This window comes from Streptomyces sp. WM6372 (assembly GCF_001279655.1).
GTDB lineage: Bacteria > Actinomycetota > Actinomycetes > Streptomycetales > Streptomycetaceae > Streptomyces.
The window spans coordinates 99,017-117,447 of the sequence record NZ_LGDB01000058.1 but is presented as its reverse complement, the minus strand read 5'-3'; the positions used below and the strand labels follow the sequence as shown (position 1 = coordinate 117,447).

20 protein-coding genes are annotated in these 18,431 nt (G+C 73.2%); 11 read left to right on the top strand and 9 right to left on the bottom strand.

Annotation, left to right across the window (positions count from 1 at the left end; all coding sequences use genetic code 11):
- Window positions 1-48: 48 nt before the first annotated feature.
- The 3 genes from ADK52_RS07225 to ADK52_RS07215 are packed head-to-tail and all read right to left on the bottom strand — an operon-like array spanning window position 49 to window position 2,728.
- Window positions 49-801, bottom strand: a complete 753-nt coding sequence (locus tag ADK52_RS07225) for a hypothetical protein (RefSeq protein ID WP_053688928.1) — start codon at window positions 799-801, stop codon at window positions 49-51.
- 50 nt (window positions 802-851) lie between these two features.
- Complete coding sequence (locus ADK52_RS07220; RefSeq protein ID WP_234343497.1) at window positions 852-1,505, bottom strand: response regulator; 654 nt, start codon at window positions 1,503-1,505, stop codon at window positions 852-854.
- Window positions 1,493-2,728: a sensor histidine kinase gene (locus ADK52_RS07215; RefSeq protein ID WP_053688926.1), complete on the bottom strand. Its 1,236-nt coding sequence runs from the start codon at window positions 2,726-2,728 to the stop codon at window positions 1,493-1,495. The genes ADK52_RS07220 and ADK52_RS07215 overlap by 13 nt, the downstream gene beginning before the upstream one ends.
- A gap of 178 nt (window positions 2,729-2,906) precedes the next feature.
- Between ADK52_RS07215 and ADK52_RS07210 the strand changes: the two genes are divergently transcribed.
- Window positions 2,907-3,311 (top strand): LPXTG cell wall anchor domain-containing protein, encoded by a 405-nt coding sequence (locus ADK52_RS07210; RefSeq protein WP_063783786.1) that lies wholly within the window; start codon window positions 2,907-2,909, stop codon window positions 3,309-3,311.
- A gap of 130 nt (window positions 3,312-3,441) precedes the next feature.
- Window positions 3,442-3,714 (top strand): hypothetical protein, encoded by a 273-nt coding sequence (locus ADK52_RS07205; protein ID WP_053688925.1) that lies wholly within the window; start codon window positions 3,442-3,444, stop codon window positions 3,712-3,714.
- Between the two features lie 29 nt (window positions 3,715-3,743).
- Here ADK52_RS07205 and ADK52_RS07200 read toward each other — a convergent pair whose 3' ends face one another.
- On the bottom strand, window positions 3,744-4,406 hold the full coding sequence (locus ADK52_RS07200; RefSeq protein ID WP_053688956.1) for a DUF2278 family protein: 663 nt from the start codon (window positions 4,404-4,406) through the stop codon (window positions 3,744-3,746).
- Window positions 4,407-4,550: 144 nt separating this feature from the next.
- Between ADK52_RS07200 and ADK52_RS07195 the strand changes: the two genes are divergently transcribed.
- From ADK52_RS07195 to ADK52_RS07185, 3 genes are all read left to right on the top strand, one after another.
- Entirely contained in the window at window positions 4,551-5,219 is a 669-nt protein-coding gene (locus ADK52_RS07195; protein ID WP_053688924.1) for a DUF6445 family protein, read from the top strand.
- A 187-nt stretch (window positions 5,220-5,406) separates the two neighbouring features.
- Complete coding sequence (locus ADK52_RS07190; RefSeq protein WP_107089993.1) at window positions 5,407-6,072, top strand: molybdopterin-dependent oxidoreductase; 666 nt, start codon at window positions 5,407-5,409, stop codon at window positions 6,070-6,072.
- A complete protein-coding gene (locus ADK52_RS07185) occupies window positions 6,056-6,748 on the top strand; it encodes a cytochrome b/b6 domain-containing protein (RefSeq protein WP_078988044.1) in 693 nt (230 codons plus the stop codon). The genes ADK52_RS07190 and ADK52_RS07185 overlap by 17 nt, the downstream gene beginning before the upstream one ends.
- 40 nt (window positions 6,749-6,788) lie before the next feature.
- On the opposite strand, the gene ADK52_RS07180 is transcribed toward ADK52_RS07185, so the two are convergent.
- Together ADK52_RS07180 and ADK52_RS07175 are read right to left on the bottom strand one after the other, a co-directional pair.
- A complete protein-coding gene (locus tag ADK52_RS07180; protein ID WP_053688922.1) occupies window positions 6,789-8,357 on the bottom strand; it encodes a hypothetical protein in 1,569 nt (522 codons plus the stop codon).
- Between the two features lie 153 nt (window positions 8,358-8,510).
- The gene (locus ADK52_RS07175) at window positions 8,511-8,705 is read right to left on the bottom strand and encodes a hypothetical protein (RefSeq protein ID WP_053688921.1); all 195 of its coding nucleotides are present in this window, start codon (window positions 8,703-8,705) and stop codon (window positions 8,511-8,513) included.
- 274 nt (window positions 8,706-8,979) lie between these two features.
- On the opposite strand from ADK52_RS07175, the gene ADK52_RS07170 reads away from it, so the two are divergent.
- Together ADK52_RS07170 and ADK52_RS07165 are read left to right on the top strand one after the other, a co-directional pair.
- Window positions 8,980-9,936, top strand: a complete 957-nt coding sequence (locus ADK52_RS07170) for a fibronectin type III domain-containing protein (RefSeq protein WP_053688920.1) — start codon at window positions 8,980-8,982, stop codon at window positions 9,934-9,936.
- An 84-nt stretch (window positions 9,937-10,020) separates the two neighbouring features.
- Window positions 10,021-12,123: an ATP-binding protein gene (locus ADK52_RS07165; RefSeq protein WP_078988042.1), complete on the top strand. Its 2,103-nt coding sequence runs from the start codon at window positions 10,021-10,023 to the stop codon at window positions 12,121-12,123.
- Between the two features lie 144 nt (window positions 12,124-12,267).
- Here ADK52_RS07165 and ADK52_RS07160 read toward each other — a convergent pair whose 3' ends face one another.
- On the bottom strand, window positions 12,268-12,453 hold the full coding sequence (locus tag ADK52_RS07160; RefSeq protein WP_030158228.1) for a DUF5999 family protein: 186 nt from the start codon (window positions 12,451-12,453) through the stop codon (window positions 12,268-12,270).
- 361 nt (window positions 12,454-12,814) lie between these two features.
- Between ADK52_RS07160 and ADK52_RS07155 the strand changes: the two genes are divergently transcribed.
- The gene (locus tag ADK52_RS07155; protein WP_053688953.1) at window positions 12,815-13,573 is read left to right on the top strand and encodes a hypothetical protein; all 759 of its coding nucleotides are present in this window, start codon (window positions 12,815-12,817) and stop codon (window positions 13,571-13,573) included.
- A 33-nt stretch (window positions 13,574-13,606) separates the two neighbouring features.
- Here ADK52_RS07155 and ADK52_RS07150 read toward each other — a convergent pair whose 3' ends face one another.
- Window positions 13,607-14,836 carry an acyl-CoA dehydrogenase family protein gene (locus tag ADK52_RS07150; RefSeq protein ID WP_053688919.1) on the bottom strand — a complete coding sequence of 410 codons (1,230 nt, stop codon included), beginning with the start codon at window positions 14,834-14,836 and terminating at the stop codon, window positions 13,607-13,609.
- A 193-nt stretch (window positions 14,837-15,029) separates the two neighbouring features.
- On the opposite strand from ADK52_RS07150, the gene ADK52_RS07145 reads away from it, so the two are divergent.
- On the top strand, window positions 15,030-15,674 hold the full coding sequence (locus ADK52_RS07145; protein WP_053688918.1) for a TetR family transcriptional regulator: 645 nt from the start codon (window positions 15,030-15,032) through the stop codon (window positions 15,672-15,674).
- 21 nt (window positions 15,675-15,695) lie between these two features.
- Here the strand turns inward: ADK52_RS07145 and def are convergent, their stop codons facing one another.
- Complete coding sequence (def, locus tag ADK52_RS07140) at window positions 15,696-16,259, bottom strand: peptide deformylase (protein WP_053688917.1); 564 nt, start codon at window positions 16,257-16,259, stop codon at window positions 15,696-15,698.
- 122 nt (window positions 16,260-16,381) lie between these two features.
- Between def and ADK52_RS07135 the strand changes: the two genes are divergently transcribed.
- Together ADK52_RS07135 and ADK52_RS07130 are read left to right on the top strand one after the other, a co-directional pair.
- Window positions 16,382-17,620 carry a MurT ligase domain-containing protein gene (locus ADK52_RS07135; RefSeq protein ID WP_053688916.1) on the top strand — a complete coding sequence of 413 codons (1,239 nt, stop codon included), beginning with the start codon at window positions 16,382-16,384 and terminating at the stop codon, window positions 17,618-17,620.
- Between the two features lie 31 nt (window positions 17,621-17,651).
- Window positions 17,652-18,380, top strand: coding sequence for a type 1 glutamine amidotransferase (locus ADK52_RS07130; protein WP_053688915.1), 729 nt, complete (start codon window positions 17,652-17,654; stop codon window positions 18,378-18,380).
- The last annotated feature ends 51 nt before the right edge of the window (window positions 18,381-18,431 follow it).

Below are 18,431 nucleotides of genomic sequence, written 5' to 3'. Positions count from 1 at the left end.
CGGCATCCCGCCTTGGCCGCCGCCGGACACCCTCCGGGGGCACGGCCCTCAATAGCCCGCCTCCGCACGGCCCGCGTCCGCCGAGATGTCCAGCCGGCCGGGCGCGGCGGGGTCGTCCATGCCGGGCGCGACGTCGCAACGGCCCGCCCCGGCACGGGCCGTGACCCGGAAGCGGGTGTCCGCGGGCACCGTGAGCCGCAGCCGCCCCGCACCCGCCCGGGCGGTGACCCGCTCCGGCGGGGCGGCGAACCGGGCGACGGCCGAGCCCGCCCCGGCCCGGATCTCGGCCTGCGGCGAGCTGAGCCCCGAGGCTTCGAGCGAGCCCGAGCCCACGCTCGCCCGCAGCGGTCCGCGCAGCGCGCTCAGCCGCAGCGTCCCGGCACCGACCTCGGCGTCGACGGCGCCGCCCAGCCCGCTGATCACCACCGTGCCGGAGCCCGCCGTCACCTTCACCGGGATGCCGGCGGGCACGGTGACGCCCAGGTCGACCGAGCAGCCGATGCCCGATGCCACGAGGTCCCCGACCGCGGGGCAGTGCGGCGTCAGCTTCAGGGTGTCGCCGAGCCAGCTCTCCTCGATCTCCGGGGCCGCCACCGACCAGCGCGTCTCGGCCCGGTAGACCACCTGCCCGTCGGCGCGGGGGGTGAGGCGGACGTCGGCACCGCCCGCGTCGATCTCCACGGCGGACACCGGCCGGCCGCCGCTCCCGCCGCTCAGCGTCCCGCTCTCGCCGGCGGTGTACGACCAGACCTGCCAGGCGGCGGGGCCGATGACCGCCGCGGCGCTCAGGGCCGCGGTCACGATCCACGCCGTGCGTCGCGGACGCGACCCGCCCGGGTGTCCGCCCCCGCTCACGAGGCGCCGTCCAGGAACCGCAGCACCGCGAGCACCCGCCGGTGGTCGCCATCGGCCTGTGGCAGGTCCAGCTTGGCGAGGATGTTGTTGATGTGCTTGGCGACCGCGCTCTCGCTGACGACGAGCTGCGCCGCGATCCCCGCGTTGGAGCGCCCCTCGGCCATCAGCGCGAGCACCTCCCGCTCGCGCGGGGTGAGCCGCTCCAGCGGGTCGATGCCCCCGCCCCGGCGCAGCAGCAGCTGTGAGACGACCTGCGGGTCGAGGGCGGTGCCGCCGGCCGCGACCCGCCTGACGGCGTCGATGAACTCCTCGACGTCGGCGACCCGCTGCTTGAGCAGGTACCCGATGCCCCCTGCCCGGCCGGCCAGCAGATCGGCGGCGTAGCGCTCCTCCACGTACTGGGAGAGCAGCAGGACCGAGGTACCGGGCCACTGTTGACGGATCATCAGGGCTGCGCGTACGCCCTCGTCGGTGAAGCCGGGCGGCATGCGGACGTCGACCAGGGCGAGGTCGGGCTCGTGCGCGGCCACGGCGGCGAGCAGCCCCTCGGCGTCCCCCGTCTCGGCGGCCACCTCGAACCCGGCCATTTCGAGGACCTTGACCAGCCCTATTCGCAGCAGCACCGAGTCCTCGGCGATCACAGCCCGCACGGCAGCTCCACAGTCACGACGGTCGGGCCCCCGAGGGGGCTGTTGATCAGGATGGTTCCGTCGACCGACCCTACGCGTTTGCGCAGGCCCAACAGCCCGGTGCCCCGGACCGGGTCCGCACCGCCCACCCCGTCGTCGGTGACGGTGATGCGCAGCGTGTCGGCCTCCCGGAGGGCCTCCACGCGGCAGCGGGAGGCCTTGGCGTGCTTGGCCACGTTGGCGAGGGCTTCGGAGACGACGAAGTAGGCGACGGCCTCGACGGTGGGGCCGGGCCGGTGCGCCAGCTCCACGGTCAGTTCGACGGGCAGGGGAGCCCGGGCCGCGATCCCGGAGAGGGCCGCGTCGAGTCCGCGGTCCTCCAGGACCGCCGGATGCAGGCCGCGTACGAGGCTGTTGAGCTCCTCGATGGCCTCTTTGGCCTCGCGGTGGGCCTCGTCGATCACGGCCTTCGCCTCGGGCGGCAGATCGGTGAGCGTGGCCCGGGCGATGCCGAGGTTCATGGCGAGGGCGACCAGACGCTGCTGGGCGCCGTCGTGCAAGTCCCGTTCGATCCGGCGGCGTTCGAGGTCCGCCGCGTCGAGGACGTCGGCCCGGCTCTCGGCGAGGTCCTCCACGCGGCGCTCCAGCTCCTTGGCCCGGTTGGGTCCGAGGAGGGCGGCCGCGGCGAAGGCGTCGAGCCGGGCCAGGGCGGCGGCCAGCCACGGGGTGGCGAGCAGCAGCAGGGCGCCGAGCACGGTGGCGGTGTCGTAGGCCCGGGTCCAGCCCGGGCCCGCGTTCTCGACGGGCAGCAGCCACGACCATCCGTACACGGTGGCCCCGGCGAGCCCGCACGCCCAGGCGAGGACGATCAGCGCCCCGCCCACCCCCGCGAGCGGGCTGACCAGCAGGTGGTACCCGTACTGCCGCCAGGTCGACTCGGAGCGCAGCCGGGCGAGCAACACCCGCGGGCGCAGCGGCCGGTGTCCGTACACGACGGCCGGAATCTCCCGTCCCAGCAGTTCCCGGAAGCGGCTGCGCTGGAGCCGGGTGAGCAGCGGGGTCAGGAGCAGCAGAGCGAGCAGCGTGAGCGGGGCGGCCTTGAAGAACACCAGCACCGATGCGGCGGGCAGGGCCATCGGGATCGCGGCTGCGGTGAAGGCGGTGCCGCTGCGGGCCCACGCCGACCAGGGCGCGTGGTCGGCGATCCAGCGTGTGGTACGCCTCAGCGCCCCGGAAAGTCCCATGTCCGTACGGTAATCGCACTGTTCAGAGCCGCTCCACCACCCTGGTGCCCGGTCGGGGGTGTAGCCAGTGCCACCCCCGGTTCGGACGGTGCCGCTACTGATTCCGGTCCGCCGCGCGACCAGAGTGATCGTCGTACCCGGCGGACGGACCACCGGGGCCGGAAGGAGCTCCACCGCCATGACCCTCGTCGCCCCGCGCTTCCAGGCCCGCCGCACGCCCCGGCCCCGGTCGGCCGTGCTGCTCACCGGCGCCGGGCTGGCGCTGCTGCCGTGGATGGTGGTGCTGGCGAAGACGCTGCCGCAGACCGCGGAGGTCTCCAACTGGTCGACGGCCTGGATCGGGCTGGACGCCATGCTGGCCGCGGGGCTGAGCGGTACGGGTCTGCTGCTCGGGCGCCGCGATCCCCGCGCGGCGCCGCTCGCGGCGGCGACGGCCGCGCTGCTGCTGATGGACGCCTGGTTCGACGTGACGACCGCGGCCGGGGGCGGCGCCCGGGCGACGGCCCTGGCCCTGGCGGTGTGCGCGGAGCTGCCGCTGGCGGCGCTCTGTACGGCGGTGGCGACCCGTCGCCCGGTGCTCTAGCGTCGGAAGGGCGAGGGTGACCGATGCGTGAAGCCTGTCGCCCCCCGGAGTGCCCGCTCCGCGCCGCCCCCGCCCGTGGCCCGGCGCACCGGCGGACCGCGTGACCGACCCAGAGAGCAGGTGCATCCACATGCGTGTGTCGGCCCGTATCGCCGGCGTTCTCGCCGGCTTCGTCCTCGCCGCCGGGGGCACCCTCTTCGCCGCCCCGGCGGCCACCGCCGCCCCGACCAGCATCCAGGACTGCGAGCAGTACCTCGTACAGCACGGCAAGCAGATCACGGACGCCGTGGGGCAGGCCTGCTACGAGGGCCAGATCGGCAACCAGACCAGCTGCGCCGCGAGCCTCCAGGCGGCCGGCTACTCCGCGAGCGACGCGAGCGGGGCGTGCCGCGCGGCTCACTAGGCCGTGTCCGTGGGGGTCGTACCCCTCGATCAGGTGACCGGATGGCCGTCGTCGTCGGTGGGTTCCCTCTGTGTGGAGAACCGGGAGACGAACACGTCGAAGAGGCCGTCCGGGCGCCGGGTGAGCGTGGCCCCGTCCTGCCAGATGCCGTTGTCCGGCCACCACTGGCTGCCGTAGGGGTCGCCCTGGTTCTGGTGGATGTCGTGCATGCCGAGCCCCTCGTCGAAGGGTTCGCCGAAGACCAGGACCGGCCGGCCCACGACGAGGATCGGCTCCAGCGCCTGCGAGGCCTCCAGGTACGAGCCCGAGATCCAGGGCCGGGGCGGGTTCAGCCGGTCCAGGATCCGCTGGAACCACTGCGGCGGGTGACCGCCGAGGAGACAGCCGGGGCGGTCCGCGAGCGCCGGGTGCCGGAGGTAGTCGAGGGCGCCCGATCCGGAGGTCCGGGCGAGGTCGTGGTAGCCGGGCGACGGTGAGGCGACGGGGTCGAGCACCGAGGCGTGGAGGGTGAAGACCTTCCACTGGACCCCGATCGCGGAGTGCTTGCTGTCCACGTCGACGGCGCATGCGTAGCGGCCGGCGGGCGTGTCGACCTCCAGGTGGACGTGGAACCAGCGGCCCTGGTCGTCGGGCCGGTCGCGGAAGTGGCGGTGCAGGGTTCCGGACAGCACTCCGTAGTTTTCGAGCGGCATGCCGCCAGTGAACCACTGGGTCCGCCCGGTGGCTGCCGCCCGCAGGCGTGTCCTGCCGATCTCACCACCCATGGCGAACACTTGACGGAACGTTGACTCCTTTCGGAGAGAGCCGCACCGGACCCGGTGGCTACCGTCCCTGCCATGCCCCTACCTCCTCCCCTCCCGGTCCTCCCGTACCGCAAGCCGACCCGTGGGCGCGACTACTGGGTACTGGACGACGTACTGCCGGACCCGGACGCCGTACGGGAGCGCTGCCTGGCCAAGGACGACTGGACCGAGGGCTATCCGCACAAGCCCGAGAGCTGGCCGGGGCTGCGCGCCATGCCGGGTCTGGAGCCCGAGGAACTGGCCCTGGTGGAACGGCTGGTGCGCAAGTCGACCGGCGCGCCGAAGATCTGGGCCGAACGGCCCGCGGGCGGCGGAACGTTCAACCACAACTGCGTGCAGGTCGTCGGCGAGGGCGAGTGCGAGCCGCGCCCGCACACCGACTCGCGGAGCCTGTGCCGCTACGCCGCCGTGCTCTACCTCAACCCGAAGGTGCCGAAGGACTGCGGGACGAGCTTCTACCGGCAGAGCCTGCCCGGCGGTGCGCTGGGCGGCAACCAGGTGATCGCACCGCACAACAACCTGGTCGACGCGCTGGGCACCCGCTTCGTCTCCCCCGACTCCTTCACCGAGGACGTACGGGTCCCCCATCGCGCCAACCGGCTGCTGCTCTACTCCGCGAACCTGATCCACAGCGCCACCGGCTACTCGGGCCAGACCCTGGAGGAGAAGCGGATGACGGCCGTCTTCTTCTGGAAGGCCTAGGCAGGGTCGTCCGGCGGCGGTGGGAAAGGTGTGACGGAAGTCTGACGGACCGCCGCCGGGCCTGGTGCGGGCGCGGCGGCGGTGGTCGAATCGGGACGTGAGCCCAGCACCCGCGGCCGTACCCGCACCCCAGCCACCGGACCCCGACGCTCAGGGCGCCCCCGTCGGGCGCCGCCTGGTCCTCGGCATGGTCGGCCTCGGCGCCGCCGGGCTGGTCGCCGCCCCGTACCTCCAGGGCGGCTTCGAGTCCTTCCTCGGCGCCGCCTCCGACAAGGACCCCACCGGCCTCACCGGCCTGCTGCCGAACGGCGGCGGGTTCCGCTACTACTCGGTGGCCTCCTCCGTCCCCGAGCGCGGACCCGACAACTACCGGCTCACCGTCGACGGCCTCGTCGACCGCCCCACGACGTACACCCTCGACGCGCTCCGGGCGCTCCCGCAGACCCGCGTCGTACGGGACGTCCAGTGCGTCACCGGCTGGCGGGTTCCCGGCACCCCGTTCGAGGGGGTTCCGCTGACGCGGCTGCTCGACGCCGCCGGGGTGCGCCCCGAGGCCCGGGCCATCCGCTTCAGCTGCTTCGACGGCACCTACACCGAGTCGCTGACCCTCCCCCAGGCCCGCCGGGACGACGTCATGGTGGCGCTGCGCATGCAGGACAAGCCGCTGAGCCACTCGCACGGCGGCCCCGTCCGCCTGTACGTCGCCCCCATGTACTTCTACAAGTCCGCGAAGTGGCTCTCCGGCATCACCCTCACCCGTGACGTGGAACCCGGCTACTGGGAGGACCTCGGGTACGACGTCGACGCCTGGGTCGGCCGGTCGAACGGACGTGACGATGCCCCGACCGTCTGATCCGGTGCTCCGGCGCGCCGAGCGGGTCCACCGGTTCAGCCGCGCCGAGCGGTGGATCCACCGGTCCACCGCCGCACTGATGGGCCTGTGCGTCGGTACGGCGGCCTGTCTGTACCTGCCTCCGCTCGCCGAACTCGTCGGCCGGCGCCACCTCGTCGTCACCGTGCACGTCTGGTCCGGGCTGCTGCTCGTCGTGCCCTTCCTGCTGGGGCTCGCCTCGCGCGCCTTCCGCGCCGATCTGCGGCGCCTGGGCCGGTTCGGGCCGCACGACCGGGTCTGGCTGCGGGCCGCCCTGCGGCGCGACCGGGCGACGGGGCGGCCCGCCGGGAAGTTCAACGCCGGCCAGAAGGTCTACGCGGGCTGGCTGGCCGGGGCGGTGCTGGTGATGGCGGGCACGGGCGTGCTCATGTGGTGGACCGGGCTGGTCCCGCTGGTCCAGCGGACGGCCGCCACCTTCGTCCACGACTGGCTGGCCCTCACCGTCGCCGTCGTGCTCGCCGCGCACATCGGCAAGGCCCTGGCCGACCCCGAGGCACGCCGCGGGCTGCGGACCGGCTCCGTCGGCCGGGCCTGGGCCGAGCGCGAACACCCGCTGTGGCGGCCCGAACAGCCCGAGCAGCCCGAGCTGCCCGAGCGCGCCGAGCGCCCCGGGCAGCCCGGACGTTCCGGGGGCTGAGGGGCCGGCCGGCGCGGATCGCGCGCCGGCCGGCCCGGTGTCAGCCGCCGTCGCGTACCGCGACGATGCCGTTGAAGACGCCCACGTACGCGGTGCCGTCGGGCCCGAGCGTGATCGGCGCCCAGTTGTTGTCGTACAGCGGCCCGGTGCCCGTCAGCTGCCGCCAGCGGCGCTCGCCGGTGCGGAAGTCCACGGCCGTCAGGTACCAGGCGTCGATCCCCCAGGCGTTGGGCTCCTTCTCGTAGAAGTAGAGCAGCCCGTTCGCGGTGGAGAGCTTCGGGACGACGGAGGGCGAGCGGACGGTGCTCTGCCACACCGTGTCGCAGCCGCTGCCGTCGGCGCGGACGTCGATCCGGCCGGCCCCGCCGACGACCGACTTGCCGAGCAGCAGGCTGGTGAGGTTCTCGTAGCCGTAGTTGTTCTCGACGACGATGCTGTTGCCCCAGGTGATCAGGGAGTTGTCGGTGGTCGAGGCACCACTGCCGAACACCGGGATCTTGCAGACGAGCCGCCGGTCGGCGGGTACGTCCGCGCCCCGCCGGTAGACCAGGACGTTCATCCGGTCGTCGGCGTTGTCGGTGATGGCGACGTAGCCGTCGCCGAAGAGGTCCGGGGTGGTGCCCGAACCCTGGTTCACGGAGCCGGGTTTGGTTCCCGTACCGCGGTCGTACGTCTGGCGCCACTGCACTTCGGGGGTGCCGTCGGCGGTGGCGCGGAAGCTGTAGAGGGCGTGGTCGGAGACGATCGACACACCGTCCTCGGCGACCGAGAAGGAGTTCTGGATCTCCTCGCCCGGGAGGCTGATCGAGCGGATCTGCGAGGTCCGCGGATCCACGGTGCCCACGCGGCCCTGGCGGGTGACCCACCAGATGCGGCCGCTCCAGTCGGGCATCACGGAGGTGACGGGGTCGCAGGTGCCGCTGGGCCGCAGGTTGGTCCAGGTGACGCAGTCGTGCGGGACCTGGCCGGTGAGGTCCCAGTCGTCGTCGACGGCGAACGTCCAGCTGCCGTCCGGCCGCTGCGCGTGCGAGAGGCGCAGGATGTGCTGGCGTGAGTCGGCCAGCACGGCCCGGTCCTGGTCGTCCAGGTAGAAGTAGGCGCCGCCCGAGGTGTCCTTGAAGATCTTCGAGAAGTCGAGGGAGGTGATCGCCTCGACCGTCGAGGAACGCTGCGGAAGCTGGTGTTCCGCGAGGGTGGCCAGCGTACGGGGATCAAGGAGCTTGACCTTGAAGCCGGTGAAGGTGCCGCACACCGTGACCAGCCGGCCCCCCGCGTCGAAGGTGGCGGTGGCGCACTCGCCGCCGAGGGCGGCGATCTTCTCGCTGCTCACCTGGGGGTTGCGGCCGAGCGGCCCGGACCAGGGGGAGGTGGCGCTGCCCCCGGCGTCGGAGTGCATGCCGCTGCGGCCGTTGGGCGCGAGGAAGGGGTGCTGGGGCGGGGCCTCCCCGGGCAGCGGGACGGCGGCCGCGGGGGCGCCGTCGTAGTGGCTGACCAGGCGGTGGCCGGGGGCCTGGGGTATCTCCGCGGCCTGCGCCGGGGAGATCCCGTACATCGCGGTGAAGACGATGAGGGCGGGGACCACGGCGCAGTTCAGCGCTCTTCGGAACATCCGGAATTCCTCCGTTCTCTTCAGTTTTATTGACAGTGCGTATGACATCGCGCCGCCGCCAGACGCTAGATCGCACGGCCCGAGGAGTCCATGGAGGAGCCGGATGATTCATGAAGGCGCAACAGTTGATCAATTGGCCCCGGACCGGCGGGCCTACGGGCGCAGGCCGGAGACCACCTGGGCCGTGGCCGTCAGACCGTCGTGGATGGTCCCCGCCATGCTGCTGCTCGCGAGGTAGAAGCCGAGCAGTACGCAGACGAGGGCGTGGGAGAACTTGAGGCCGCCGCTGCGCATGAAGATCCACGCGAGGACGAGGAGCAGCACGACCACGGAGAGCGAAATCACCATCGATACCTCCTTAGGCGGCGCCATCGTGGCGCAGGAGGGGGTGCCTTCGGGCGAAACCCGTGTCCGCCGTACGGGTGTTGACCGTCCGTGACGGGCGATCAGTGCTTGACGACCTCAAGAGTTCGCCATAACGCCAGGCGGGGCCAGAAGAACACGGACCCGGTCACACCGGCCGACGGGGAAAGCGCCGCGCGCGGGTCTTGCCGCACCGCCCGCACCCGTGCCATATATGTCTAGACCTTTACGAGGAAGCGGAAGCCGAGGAAGGCCCCCCGTGCGACGCACCGCCCCCCTGCTCGCCCTCTGCCTGGCCGCCACCGGGCTCGCCGCCTGCACCGCGGCCGACACCACGCCCCCCGCGGCCCCCGCCGGGATCACCGCACAGGCCGGCAGCGCCACCTCCGTGCACGTCATGTGGCAGGCGGCGGCCCCGGCCGACGCGGTGACCAACTACCAGGTCTTCCAGGCGGGCCGGCTGGTGCGCGAACTCCCGGCCGACAAGACCATGGTGGACATCACCGGCCTCACCCCGCAGACCGGCTACGCCTTCACGGTCCGGGCCCGGGACGCCGCCGGGAACACCTCCGCCCCCAGCGCCTCCGCCGCAGCCACCACCCCGGCCGCCAAGGCCGAGGACCGCCAGGCCCCCACCGCCCCCGCCCGCACCACGGGCCGGGCGGACGGACCCCGGTCCGCCACGCTGTCCTGGGCCGCGGCGAGCGACGACACCGGCGTGACCGCGTACGACGTCTACCAGGGCGGCGTCCGGATCCACACGGCCGGCCCCGGCGAGACCGGCACCACCCTGACCGGCCTCCAGCCGGACACCGTCTACACCTTCACCGTCCGGGCCCGCGACGGCGCGGACAACTCCTCCCCCGACGGCCCGGCCGTGGACGTGACCACCCCGCCCTCCGCAGGGCAGGGCCCGGGCACCGCGCCCGCCGGCTTCACCGCGACCGCCTCCCCCGGCGCCGTCACGCTGACCTGGACCGCCCCGGACACCGGCCGCCCGACCGCCGAGTACGAACTCCACGTCAACGGACGTCCCGTCACCGTCATCCAGTTCGGTGCCGGCGCCGTGCCCGCCTCCGGAGCCGCCGGCGTGGAGCACCGGCTCACGGTGACCGAGCCGGCCGGCACGCGGTGGACCCTCAAGCTGCGCGCCCGGCTGCCCGACGGCAACTGGGGGGCCTTCTCCGCGGAGCGGAGCATCGTACTCGTGTCATGAGGCGCACGGCCCGCCTCCCGGCAAGGTGACGGCAATCCGAACGGAAGGGCACGGCCGGGCAAGAAGATCGCGCACAATACACCCGTGTTCGGTGAGTACGCGTCCAACAGAAAACGGCCGGATTCCGCGGAGCCCGACGGCGATCCCGAGCCGGCTCCCTGCGCCCCGCCGGGAAACGTGCCGCCCGACCCGGCGGGGTTCGTCGGGCGGGAGAGCGAACTCGCCGAGCTGCACTGCCTGTTGCGCTCCCGCAGGCTGACCACCCTCACCGGGGTGGGCGGCGTCGGGAAATCCCGCCTCGCCCTGCGGGCCGTCAGCGATCCCGAACAGGCCCGGCGCGACGGGGTCTGGTGGGTGGAACTCTCGCCCCTGCGCGACCCCGGCCTGCTCACCATGACCGTCGCCCACACCATCGGCCTGGCCGACCACTCCGCCCGCCCCCTCGACGAGGAGCTGTGCGCGTGGATGGCCGACAAGGAACTGCTCCTCGTCCTCGACACCTGCGAGCACATGGTGGCCGAGTGCCGCCACCTCGTCGGTGAACTCCTCCAGTCCGCACCCGGACTCACGGTTCTGGTCACCTCCCGGGAACCCCTCGACAGCCCCTGCGAGAAGGTCGTCGAGGTCTGCCCGCTGCCCTGTGAGGGACCCGAGAGCGACGCCCTCGCCCTGTTCCGCGCCCGGGCCGTGGCCGCGACCCCCGAGGCCGCCGCGGCCTTCGACGACCCCGAACGGGCCCGGCTCGCGGCCGAGGTGTGCCGCCGCCTCGACGGGATCCCGCTGGCCCTGGAACTGGCCGGCGCCCGGCTGCGGCTGTGGACCCTGGAGCAGATGGCGCAGCGCCTCGGTACCCGCTTCGCCGTGCTGTCCGACAGCGGGCCCGCCCTCCAGCCCCGGCACCGGACGATGCGGACCGCGATCGGCTGGAGCCACGAGCTGTGCGAGCCGGTGGAACGGCTGTTGTGGGCCAGGCTGTCCGTCTTCACCGGGGACTTCGACGTCGCCGCCGCCCGGGCGGTGTGCTCGGGCGGCCCGCTGCCCGCCTCCCGGGTGGAGCGGGTGCTCGCGGGCCTGGTCGCGAAGTCCGTCGTACGGCGCACCCTGGAGCGGGGGGCGGGCGCCCGCTACCGGATGCTGGACACCATCCGCGAGTACGGCCACGACTGGCTGGCCGAGCTCGGCGAGGTGCAGACCGTCGCCGACCGGCACGCCCACTGGTACGCGGCGCTCTGCCAGGCCGCCGACCGGGGCTGGATGAGCCCGGACCAGGTGGACTGGTACCGCAGGATGACCGCCGAGCACGCACAGCTGCGCACGGCGCTGGAGCACCTCCTCGGCGCGGACCCGGCGGCCGCGCTGGAGATGGCCGGGGCCCTGTGGTTCTTCTGGTTCTCGTGCGGGCACGTCCACGAAGGGCGGGGCTTCCTGGAACGGGCCCTGCGGACGGCCCCGGGCACCGGCGCCGCGTACACCCAGGCCCTGTGGGCCCTCGGGCTGACCGCCCTGCTCCAGGGGGACATGGACGCGGCCCGGGAGCTGGGCGCGGAGTGCACCCGCGCGGCGGCCCGGCTGGCGGATCCCGAGCCGGAGCTGCGGGCGGCGTACCTGCACGGGGTGTCGGTGCTGATGCCCGGGGACCCCGTGGGGGCGCTGGAGCTGGCCGGACCCCGGGCGCGGGCCGGCCACGGCGGCCGGACGAGTGGCCCGGGCTGGCTGCTGTGCCGGCTGGCCACCGGCTACGCCCTGTGCGACCTGCAGCGCTTCGAGGAGGCCGCCGAGGAGGCCCGGGGGCTGCGCGAGGCCTGCGCGGAGCTGGGCGAGCGCTGGCTGCGGGCGTACGCGGACTACGTGCTGGCGGTCGCGGCGCTCGGGCTCGGCCGCCACGGGGAAGCGGCTCGCCACGTACGGGCGATGCTCTCCGGGAAGCGGCTGCTCGGCGACCGGTTCGGCATCGCGCTCGGCCTGGACGTGCTCGCGGCGGCGGTGGCGGCGCTGGGCGACGGGGAACTCGCGGCGCGGCTGCTGGGCACCGGGCACGCCTGGTGGCGCACGGTCGGCCGGCCGCAGATGGGCTCACCCTCGCTGACGGCCCTGCGGGACCAGGGCGAGCGGCGGGCCCGCGCGGCGATCGGCGACGAGGCCTTCGAGGCCGCGTTCCTGGGCGGCACCGCGGCGTCCACCGGCTGAACTCCAGCCGGTGGGGCCGCGTAACGTCGGGGCTCCCGTCAGTACGGGAGGGGTCTGCCCGACGGTGTGCGCAGGTCCAGGTCTCGTGGTGCGGGCTTGGGGACGGGCTTGCGGATCAGCTGCTGGCGCATGCGGCCTCCTAGCTCAGACCAGGGCCGGGCGGCGGGGTTCCACCGCGCGGCCGTCGGGGAGCAGCTCACCGGTGTCATCGAAGACCACCAGGCCGTTGCAGAGCAGGCTCCAGCCCTGTTCGGGGCGGAAGGCCACGGTGCGGGCGGCGTCGTGATCGGCGCTGTCGGCGGACGGGCAGGGGGGCTGGTGGGAGCACATGGCGCACCTCCTCGCAGTGTGGGGCGGGAGGGCCGGTGGTCACCCGGTCGAATCCGCGATCCACGGTGGCGGTGAGTATTGCTGATCGCCGCCCCCGGACGGAACCCATATTCGTGGTCCAGTTCAGGGTGTGTATGCCCGCTCACCATGCGCTCATGCCCGGTATTCGGATCGTTCACCCGAGGCCCCTTGGAGGGGGCGGCCACGCGGGCCGCGGCGGCGTTCGCGGCGCGCACGGGCGTGGCCGGGATCACGTTCGCCGCGGGCCCGTTGGCCGACTGCCGCGGACCTCCCGACGCGGGCTAGGGTGCCGGTGATCACCGACCGCCCGGTGGTCACCGCGAGACCCGAGGAGAGTTCCGTGGCCACTCCGCCACCGCAGCACGGCGCCGGCCCGTACCAGCAGTACCACCCGTACGCCCCGCGGCAGGGCAGCCCCCACCCGTACGGGATGCCGCCGCAGGCGGTCCCGTACGGGCACCAGCCGCTGCCGCAGGCCCCGTACGGCTGCCGGGTGTGCGGGGCCCAGCCGGCGGCGCAGGCCACCGTACGGGGGCACCAGGGCATGCTCGTCCTGATGCGGTTCCTGCGCCAGGAGGGGCCGTTCTGCCGCGACTGCGGGCTCGCCACCTACCGCAGGATGTCCGCGGACACGCTGTGGCAGGGCTGGTGGGGCCCGCTGTCCGTGTTCATCACGCCCGTCACGCTGCTGATGAACCTCGGTGCGCGGGCGCGCTTCCTCGGGCTCGCTCCCCCGGCGGGCGCCATCGTGCCCTCGCTGAACCCCGGCAAGCCGCTGTGGCGCCGGCCGTCGGCACTGCTCTTCCTGGTGCCGGCCGTGCTGCTCGCCTTCGTGCCTCCCGTCCTCATCCTGCTGGGCCTGGCGGCCGGGGACGACGGGCTGCCGACCGGTCCGGCCATCGGGACGTGCGTGCGCGACGCGGACGACCTGCGCAACGAGAAGCTGATTCCGGAAGCCTGCGGTTCCCCCCTGGCCAAGTACCTGGTCACCAAGCAGCGGGGCACCGGCGGTGCGGACTGCGCCGACGGCGACCTGATCAGCGTCCCCGAGAAGTGGGTCGAGGGCGTCCACTCGCTGTGCCTCACGCCCGTGCACTGACGGGCCCACGCGTGAGGCACGGCGCGCGGGCGGCTAGCGGATCGGCATCTGCGAGATCGTGCGGGCGATCACCAGCCGCTGGATCTCGCTGGTGCCCTCGAAGATCGTGTAGATCGCGCTGTCGCGGTGCATGCGCTCCACCGGGTACTCGCGGGTGAAGCCGTTGCCGCCGAGGATCTGGACCGCCTGGGCGGTGACCTTCTTGGCCACCTCGCTCGCGAACAGCTTCGACATGGAGCCCTCCGCCGAGGTGAAGGGCTTGCCCGCGACCGCCATCCAGGAGGCCCGCCACACGAGCAGCCGGGCCGCGTCGATGGAGGTCCGCATGTCGGCGAGCTGGAAGGCCACGCCCTGGTTGTCGATGATCGGACGGCCGAACTGCGTACGGGTCTTGGCGTAGTCGAGGGCCACCTCGTACGCCGCGCGCGCGGTGCCGACGGCCATGGCGCCGACCGCCGGGCGCGAGGCCTCGAAGGTGGCCATGGCCGCGTTCTTCACGCGCTCGCCGCCGCCGGCCCTGGCCCGCTCGTGGGCCCGCGCGAGGCGCTCGTCCAGCTTGTCCTTGCCGCCGAGCAGGCAGGAACCGGGGACGCGGACGTCCTCCAGGACCACCTCGGCGGTGTGCGAGGCGCGGATGCCGTGCTTCTTGAACTTCTGGCCCTGGGACAGGCCGGGGGTGTTCGGCGGCACGATGAACGAGGCGTGGCCCTTGGTGCCGAGCTCGGGGTCGACGACGGCGACGACGATGTGGACGTTGGCGATGCCGCCGTTGGTCGCCCAGGTCTTGGTGCCGTTGAGGACCCACTCGTCCTTGGCCTGGTCGTAGACGGCACGGGTCCGCATCGAGCCGACGTCGGATCCGGCGTCGGGCTCGGAGGAGCAGAAGGCGGCGACCTTCACGTCGTCGGGCGTGCCGTACATCTGCGGGATCCAGGTCCCGATCTGCTCCTCGGTGCCGTTGGCGACGACGCCGATGGCGGCGAGCCCGGTGCCCACGATCGACAGGGCGATGCCCGCGTCACCCCAGAACAGCTCCTCCATGGCCATCGGGATGCCGAGGCCGGTAGGGTCGAAGAACTGCTGGGCGTAGAAGTCGAGCGAGTAGATGCCGACCTTCGCGGCCTCCTGGATGACGGGCCACGGAGTCTCTTCGCGTTCGTCCCATTCCGCGGCGGCGGGCCGGATCACTTCGGCCGCGAAGCCGTGGATCCAGTCGCGTACCTGCTTCTGGTCGTCATTGAGCTCCATGGTGAACTCCGCCATGTTCCCCTCCAGCTGTGCGTCCACCAGTGCGTTACTAGCGGTAACCCATACGGTGGCCACAGTCTGTTACCGACGAGTAAGCACTGTCAAGCAGCGGCGCCCGCACGGCAGCCGATTCGATCGCGAGGGTGTGCGGGGTGTTACGTTGCGTGGGCGTCACGCACCATCGCAAGGGCGGGGAGAGAAACACGTCATGGAGACCACTCAGCAGGCCGGCGAACCGGGAGCGGCCGAGCGCCGCAGGCGGGAGCTGCTCGAAGCGGCCGACCGGGTCGTCCTCCGGGACGGCCCCAAGGCGTCCATGAACGCCATCGCGGCGGAGGCCGGCATCACCAAGCCGATCCTCTACCGGCACTTCGGCGACAAGGCCGGGCTCTACCAGGCCCTCGCCGTCCGGCACACCGACGCGCTGCTCGACTCGCTGCGGGCCGCGCTCGACGCCCCGGCCGAGCGCCGCAGCCGCGTGGAGTCCACCCTCGACACCTATCTCGCGGCCATCGAGGCCCGGCCGCAGGTGTACCGGTTCCTGATGCACCCGGCCGAGGACTCGCACTCCGTCGAGCGGGGCTTCGACGTGGGCCTGCACTCGGCCCCGCTGCTGCGCCGGCTCGGCGAGGAGCTCGCCGACGTGATCGGCGAGCGCGTGGACCTCGGCCCCGGCGGTGAGCGCCTGGCCCGGATCTGGGGCCACGGCATCGTCGGCATGATGCACGCCGCCGGCGACTGGTGGCTCGGCGAACGCCCCTGCGACCGCGCGGAGTTGGTCACCGGACTCACCGACCTGCTGTGGGGCCGGCTGGCCACGGCCGGCAACCGCGTGGACGGCCCGGGGTTCTGAGAGCCGGCGCCGGGGCCGCGCTCAGTTCTGCGCGGCCCCGGCGGCCCGTGCGCCCCACGGCGTCTTGCGGATCGCCCGCCGCAGCCGCTTGGCGCGCAGCCCCGTGACCCGGTCCGCGTAGACCGTGCCGTCGAGGTGGTCGCACTCGTGCTGGAGGCAGCGCGCGAAGAACCCGGTGCCCTCGATCCGTACGGGCGCGCCGTCGGAGGTGACCCCCTCGACGACCGCGCGGTCGAAACGGACCGTGCCCGCCTCCAGGCCGGGCAGCGATAGGCAGCCCTCGGGGCCGCGGAACTCGTCCCCGTCGGCCGCCACCAGGCGCGGGTTGACGATGTGCCCGACGTGGCGCACGTCCTCGTCGTCGGGGCAGTCGTACACGAACACCCGCTGCCCGACGCCGATCTGGTTCGCGGCGAGGCCGACGCCCTCGGCGGCGTACATCGTCGCGAACATGTCCTCGATGAGCCGGTCGAGGGCCGGGCCGAAAGCGGTGACCTCCGCGCACTGCGCGTGGAGCACCGGGTCGCCCAGCAGGCTCATGGTGCGGACGAGGCCGGTGGTACCGGGGATGGGGCGCTGTCGCATGGCCGTAAGGGTACGACGGGCGAATATATGAGGAGATCTGCGGCGCCCTGGGGCGCCGCGGTCAAGGCCCCGGCCGGTACTGGATAGGCTGGGGCCGACCGACGCAAGGAGGACAAGGGACGATGGCAGGCAACACAGAGCCGCTTTCGCCGCGGGCCAAGCTGGCCGTGACGGCGGGCAAGGCCGCGGCGGCGGTGTCGCGGGCCGCGGGACGCGGAAGCGGATCGGTGATCGGTGGCAAGGTCGCACTCAAACTCGACCCCGATCTCCTCGGAGCGCTCGCGCAGCATCTCGACGTCGTCCTCGTCTCCGCGACGAACGGCAAGACCACGACGACCCGGCTGATCGCCGAGGCCCTGCGGGCCAGCGGACCGGTCGTCTCCAACGCCCTCGGCGCCAACATGCCGGCCGGCATCACCTCCGCCCTCGCGGGCGGCTCGGACGCCAAGTACGGCGTCATCGAGGTGGACGAGAAGTACCTCGCCGGAGTCGCGCGGGACGTCACCCCCAAGGTGATCGCCCTGCTGAACCTCTCCCGCGACCAGCTGGACCGCGCGGCCGAGACCCGCATGCTCGCGGAGAAGTGGCGCGAGGGCCTCCAGGGCTCCAAGGCCGTCATCGTCGCCAACTGCGACGACCCGCTCATCGTGTGGTCGGCCTCGTCCTCGCAGAACGTGGTGTGGGTCGCCGCCGGCCAGGAGTGGAAGGACGACGCCTGGTCGTGCCCCTCCTGCGGTGGCGTCATGCAGCGCCCCGGCGACGACTGGTTCTGCGGCGAGTGCGGTTTCCGGCGCCCCGCCCCGAGCTGGGTGCTGTCCGGGGACCACGTACTGGACCCGCACGGCTCGGCCTGGCCGATCCACCTCCAGCTGCCCGGCCGCGCCAACAAGGCGAACGCCGCCACCTCGGCCGCCGTGGCCGCCGTCTTCGGCGTCCCGCCGCAGGTCGCGCTGGAGCGGATGTACCAGGTACAGGCCGTCGCCGGCCGCTACGACGTGGTGAACTTCCAGGGCCGTGAGCTGCGGCTGCTGCTCGCGAAGAACCCGGCGGGCTGGCTCGAAACGTTTTCGCTGATCGACCCGCCGCCGACCCCGGTGATCCTCTCGGTGAACGCGCGCGGCGCCGACGGCACGGACACCTCCTGGCTGTGGGACGTGGACTACACGCGCCTGGCCGGCCACCCGATCTTCGTGATCGGCGACCGCAAGCTGGACCTGGCGGTCCGCCTGGAGGTCGCGGGCCTGGACTTCCGCGTGTGCGAGACCCTCGACGAGGCCGTGCAGCTGGCGCCGCCCGGGCAGATCGAGCTGATCGCCAACTACACCGCCTTCCAGGACGTGCGCCGCCGCGTCGGCAACTAGAACTCTCACCTGAACCGCAGAGGACAAGAGCATGAGCGACAACAGCCTGCGTCTGGTGTGGGTCTACCCGGACCTGCTGAGCACGTACGGAGACCAGGGCAACGCCCTCGTGGTGGAGCGCCGGGCGCGCCAGCGCGGCCTGGACGTGCAGCGCGTGGACGTGCGCAGCGACCAGCCCATCCCGACCTCGGGCGACATCTACCTGATCGGCGGCGGTGAGGACCGCCCGCAGCGGCTCGCCGCGGAGCGCCTGCTGCGCGACGGCGGTCTGGAGCGGGCCGTCTCGAACGGAGCGATCGTCTTCTCCGTCTGCGCCGGCTACCAGATCCTCGGCAACGAGTTCGTCAACGACATGGGCGAGCGCCAGGAGGGCCTCGGCCTGCTGGACGTGGTCACCGTGCGCGGCGAGGGCGAGCGGTGCGTCGGCGACGTCCTCGCGGACATCGACCCGCGCCTGAACCTGCCCCAGCTGACGGGCTTCGAGAACCACCAGGGCGTCACCCACCTCGGCCCGACCGCGAGGCCCTTCGCCCGCACCCGGCTGGGCCGCGGCAACGGCACCGGCGACGGCACCGAGGGCGCGTACAACGACACGGTCTTCGGCACCTACATGCACGGCCCCGTGATGGCCCGCAACCCGCAGATCGCGGACCTGCTGCTGAAGCTGGCCCTCGACGTGAACGCGCTGCCGCCCATCGAGGACCGGTGGTACGAGGCGCTGCGCGCGGAGCGCATCGCGGCGGCCACGCAGCCCGCGTAACACCGCGCGGACCGCTCATCGGGGCGGGCCCGCAATCATGTGTTCGGCCCG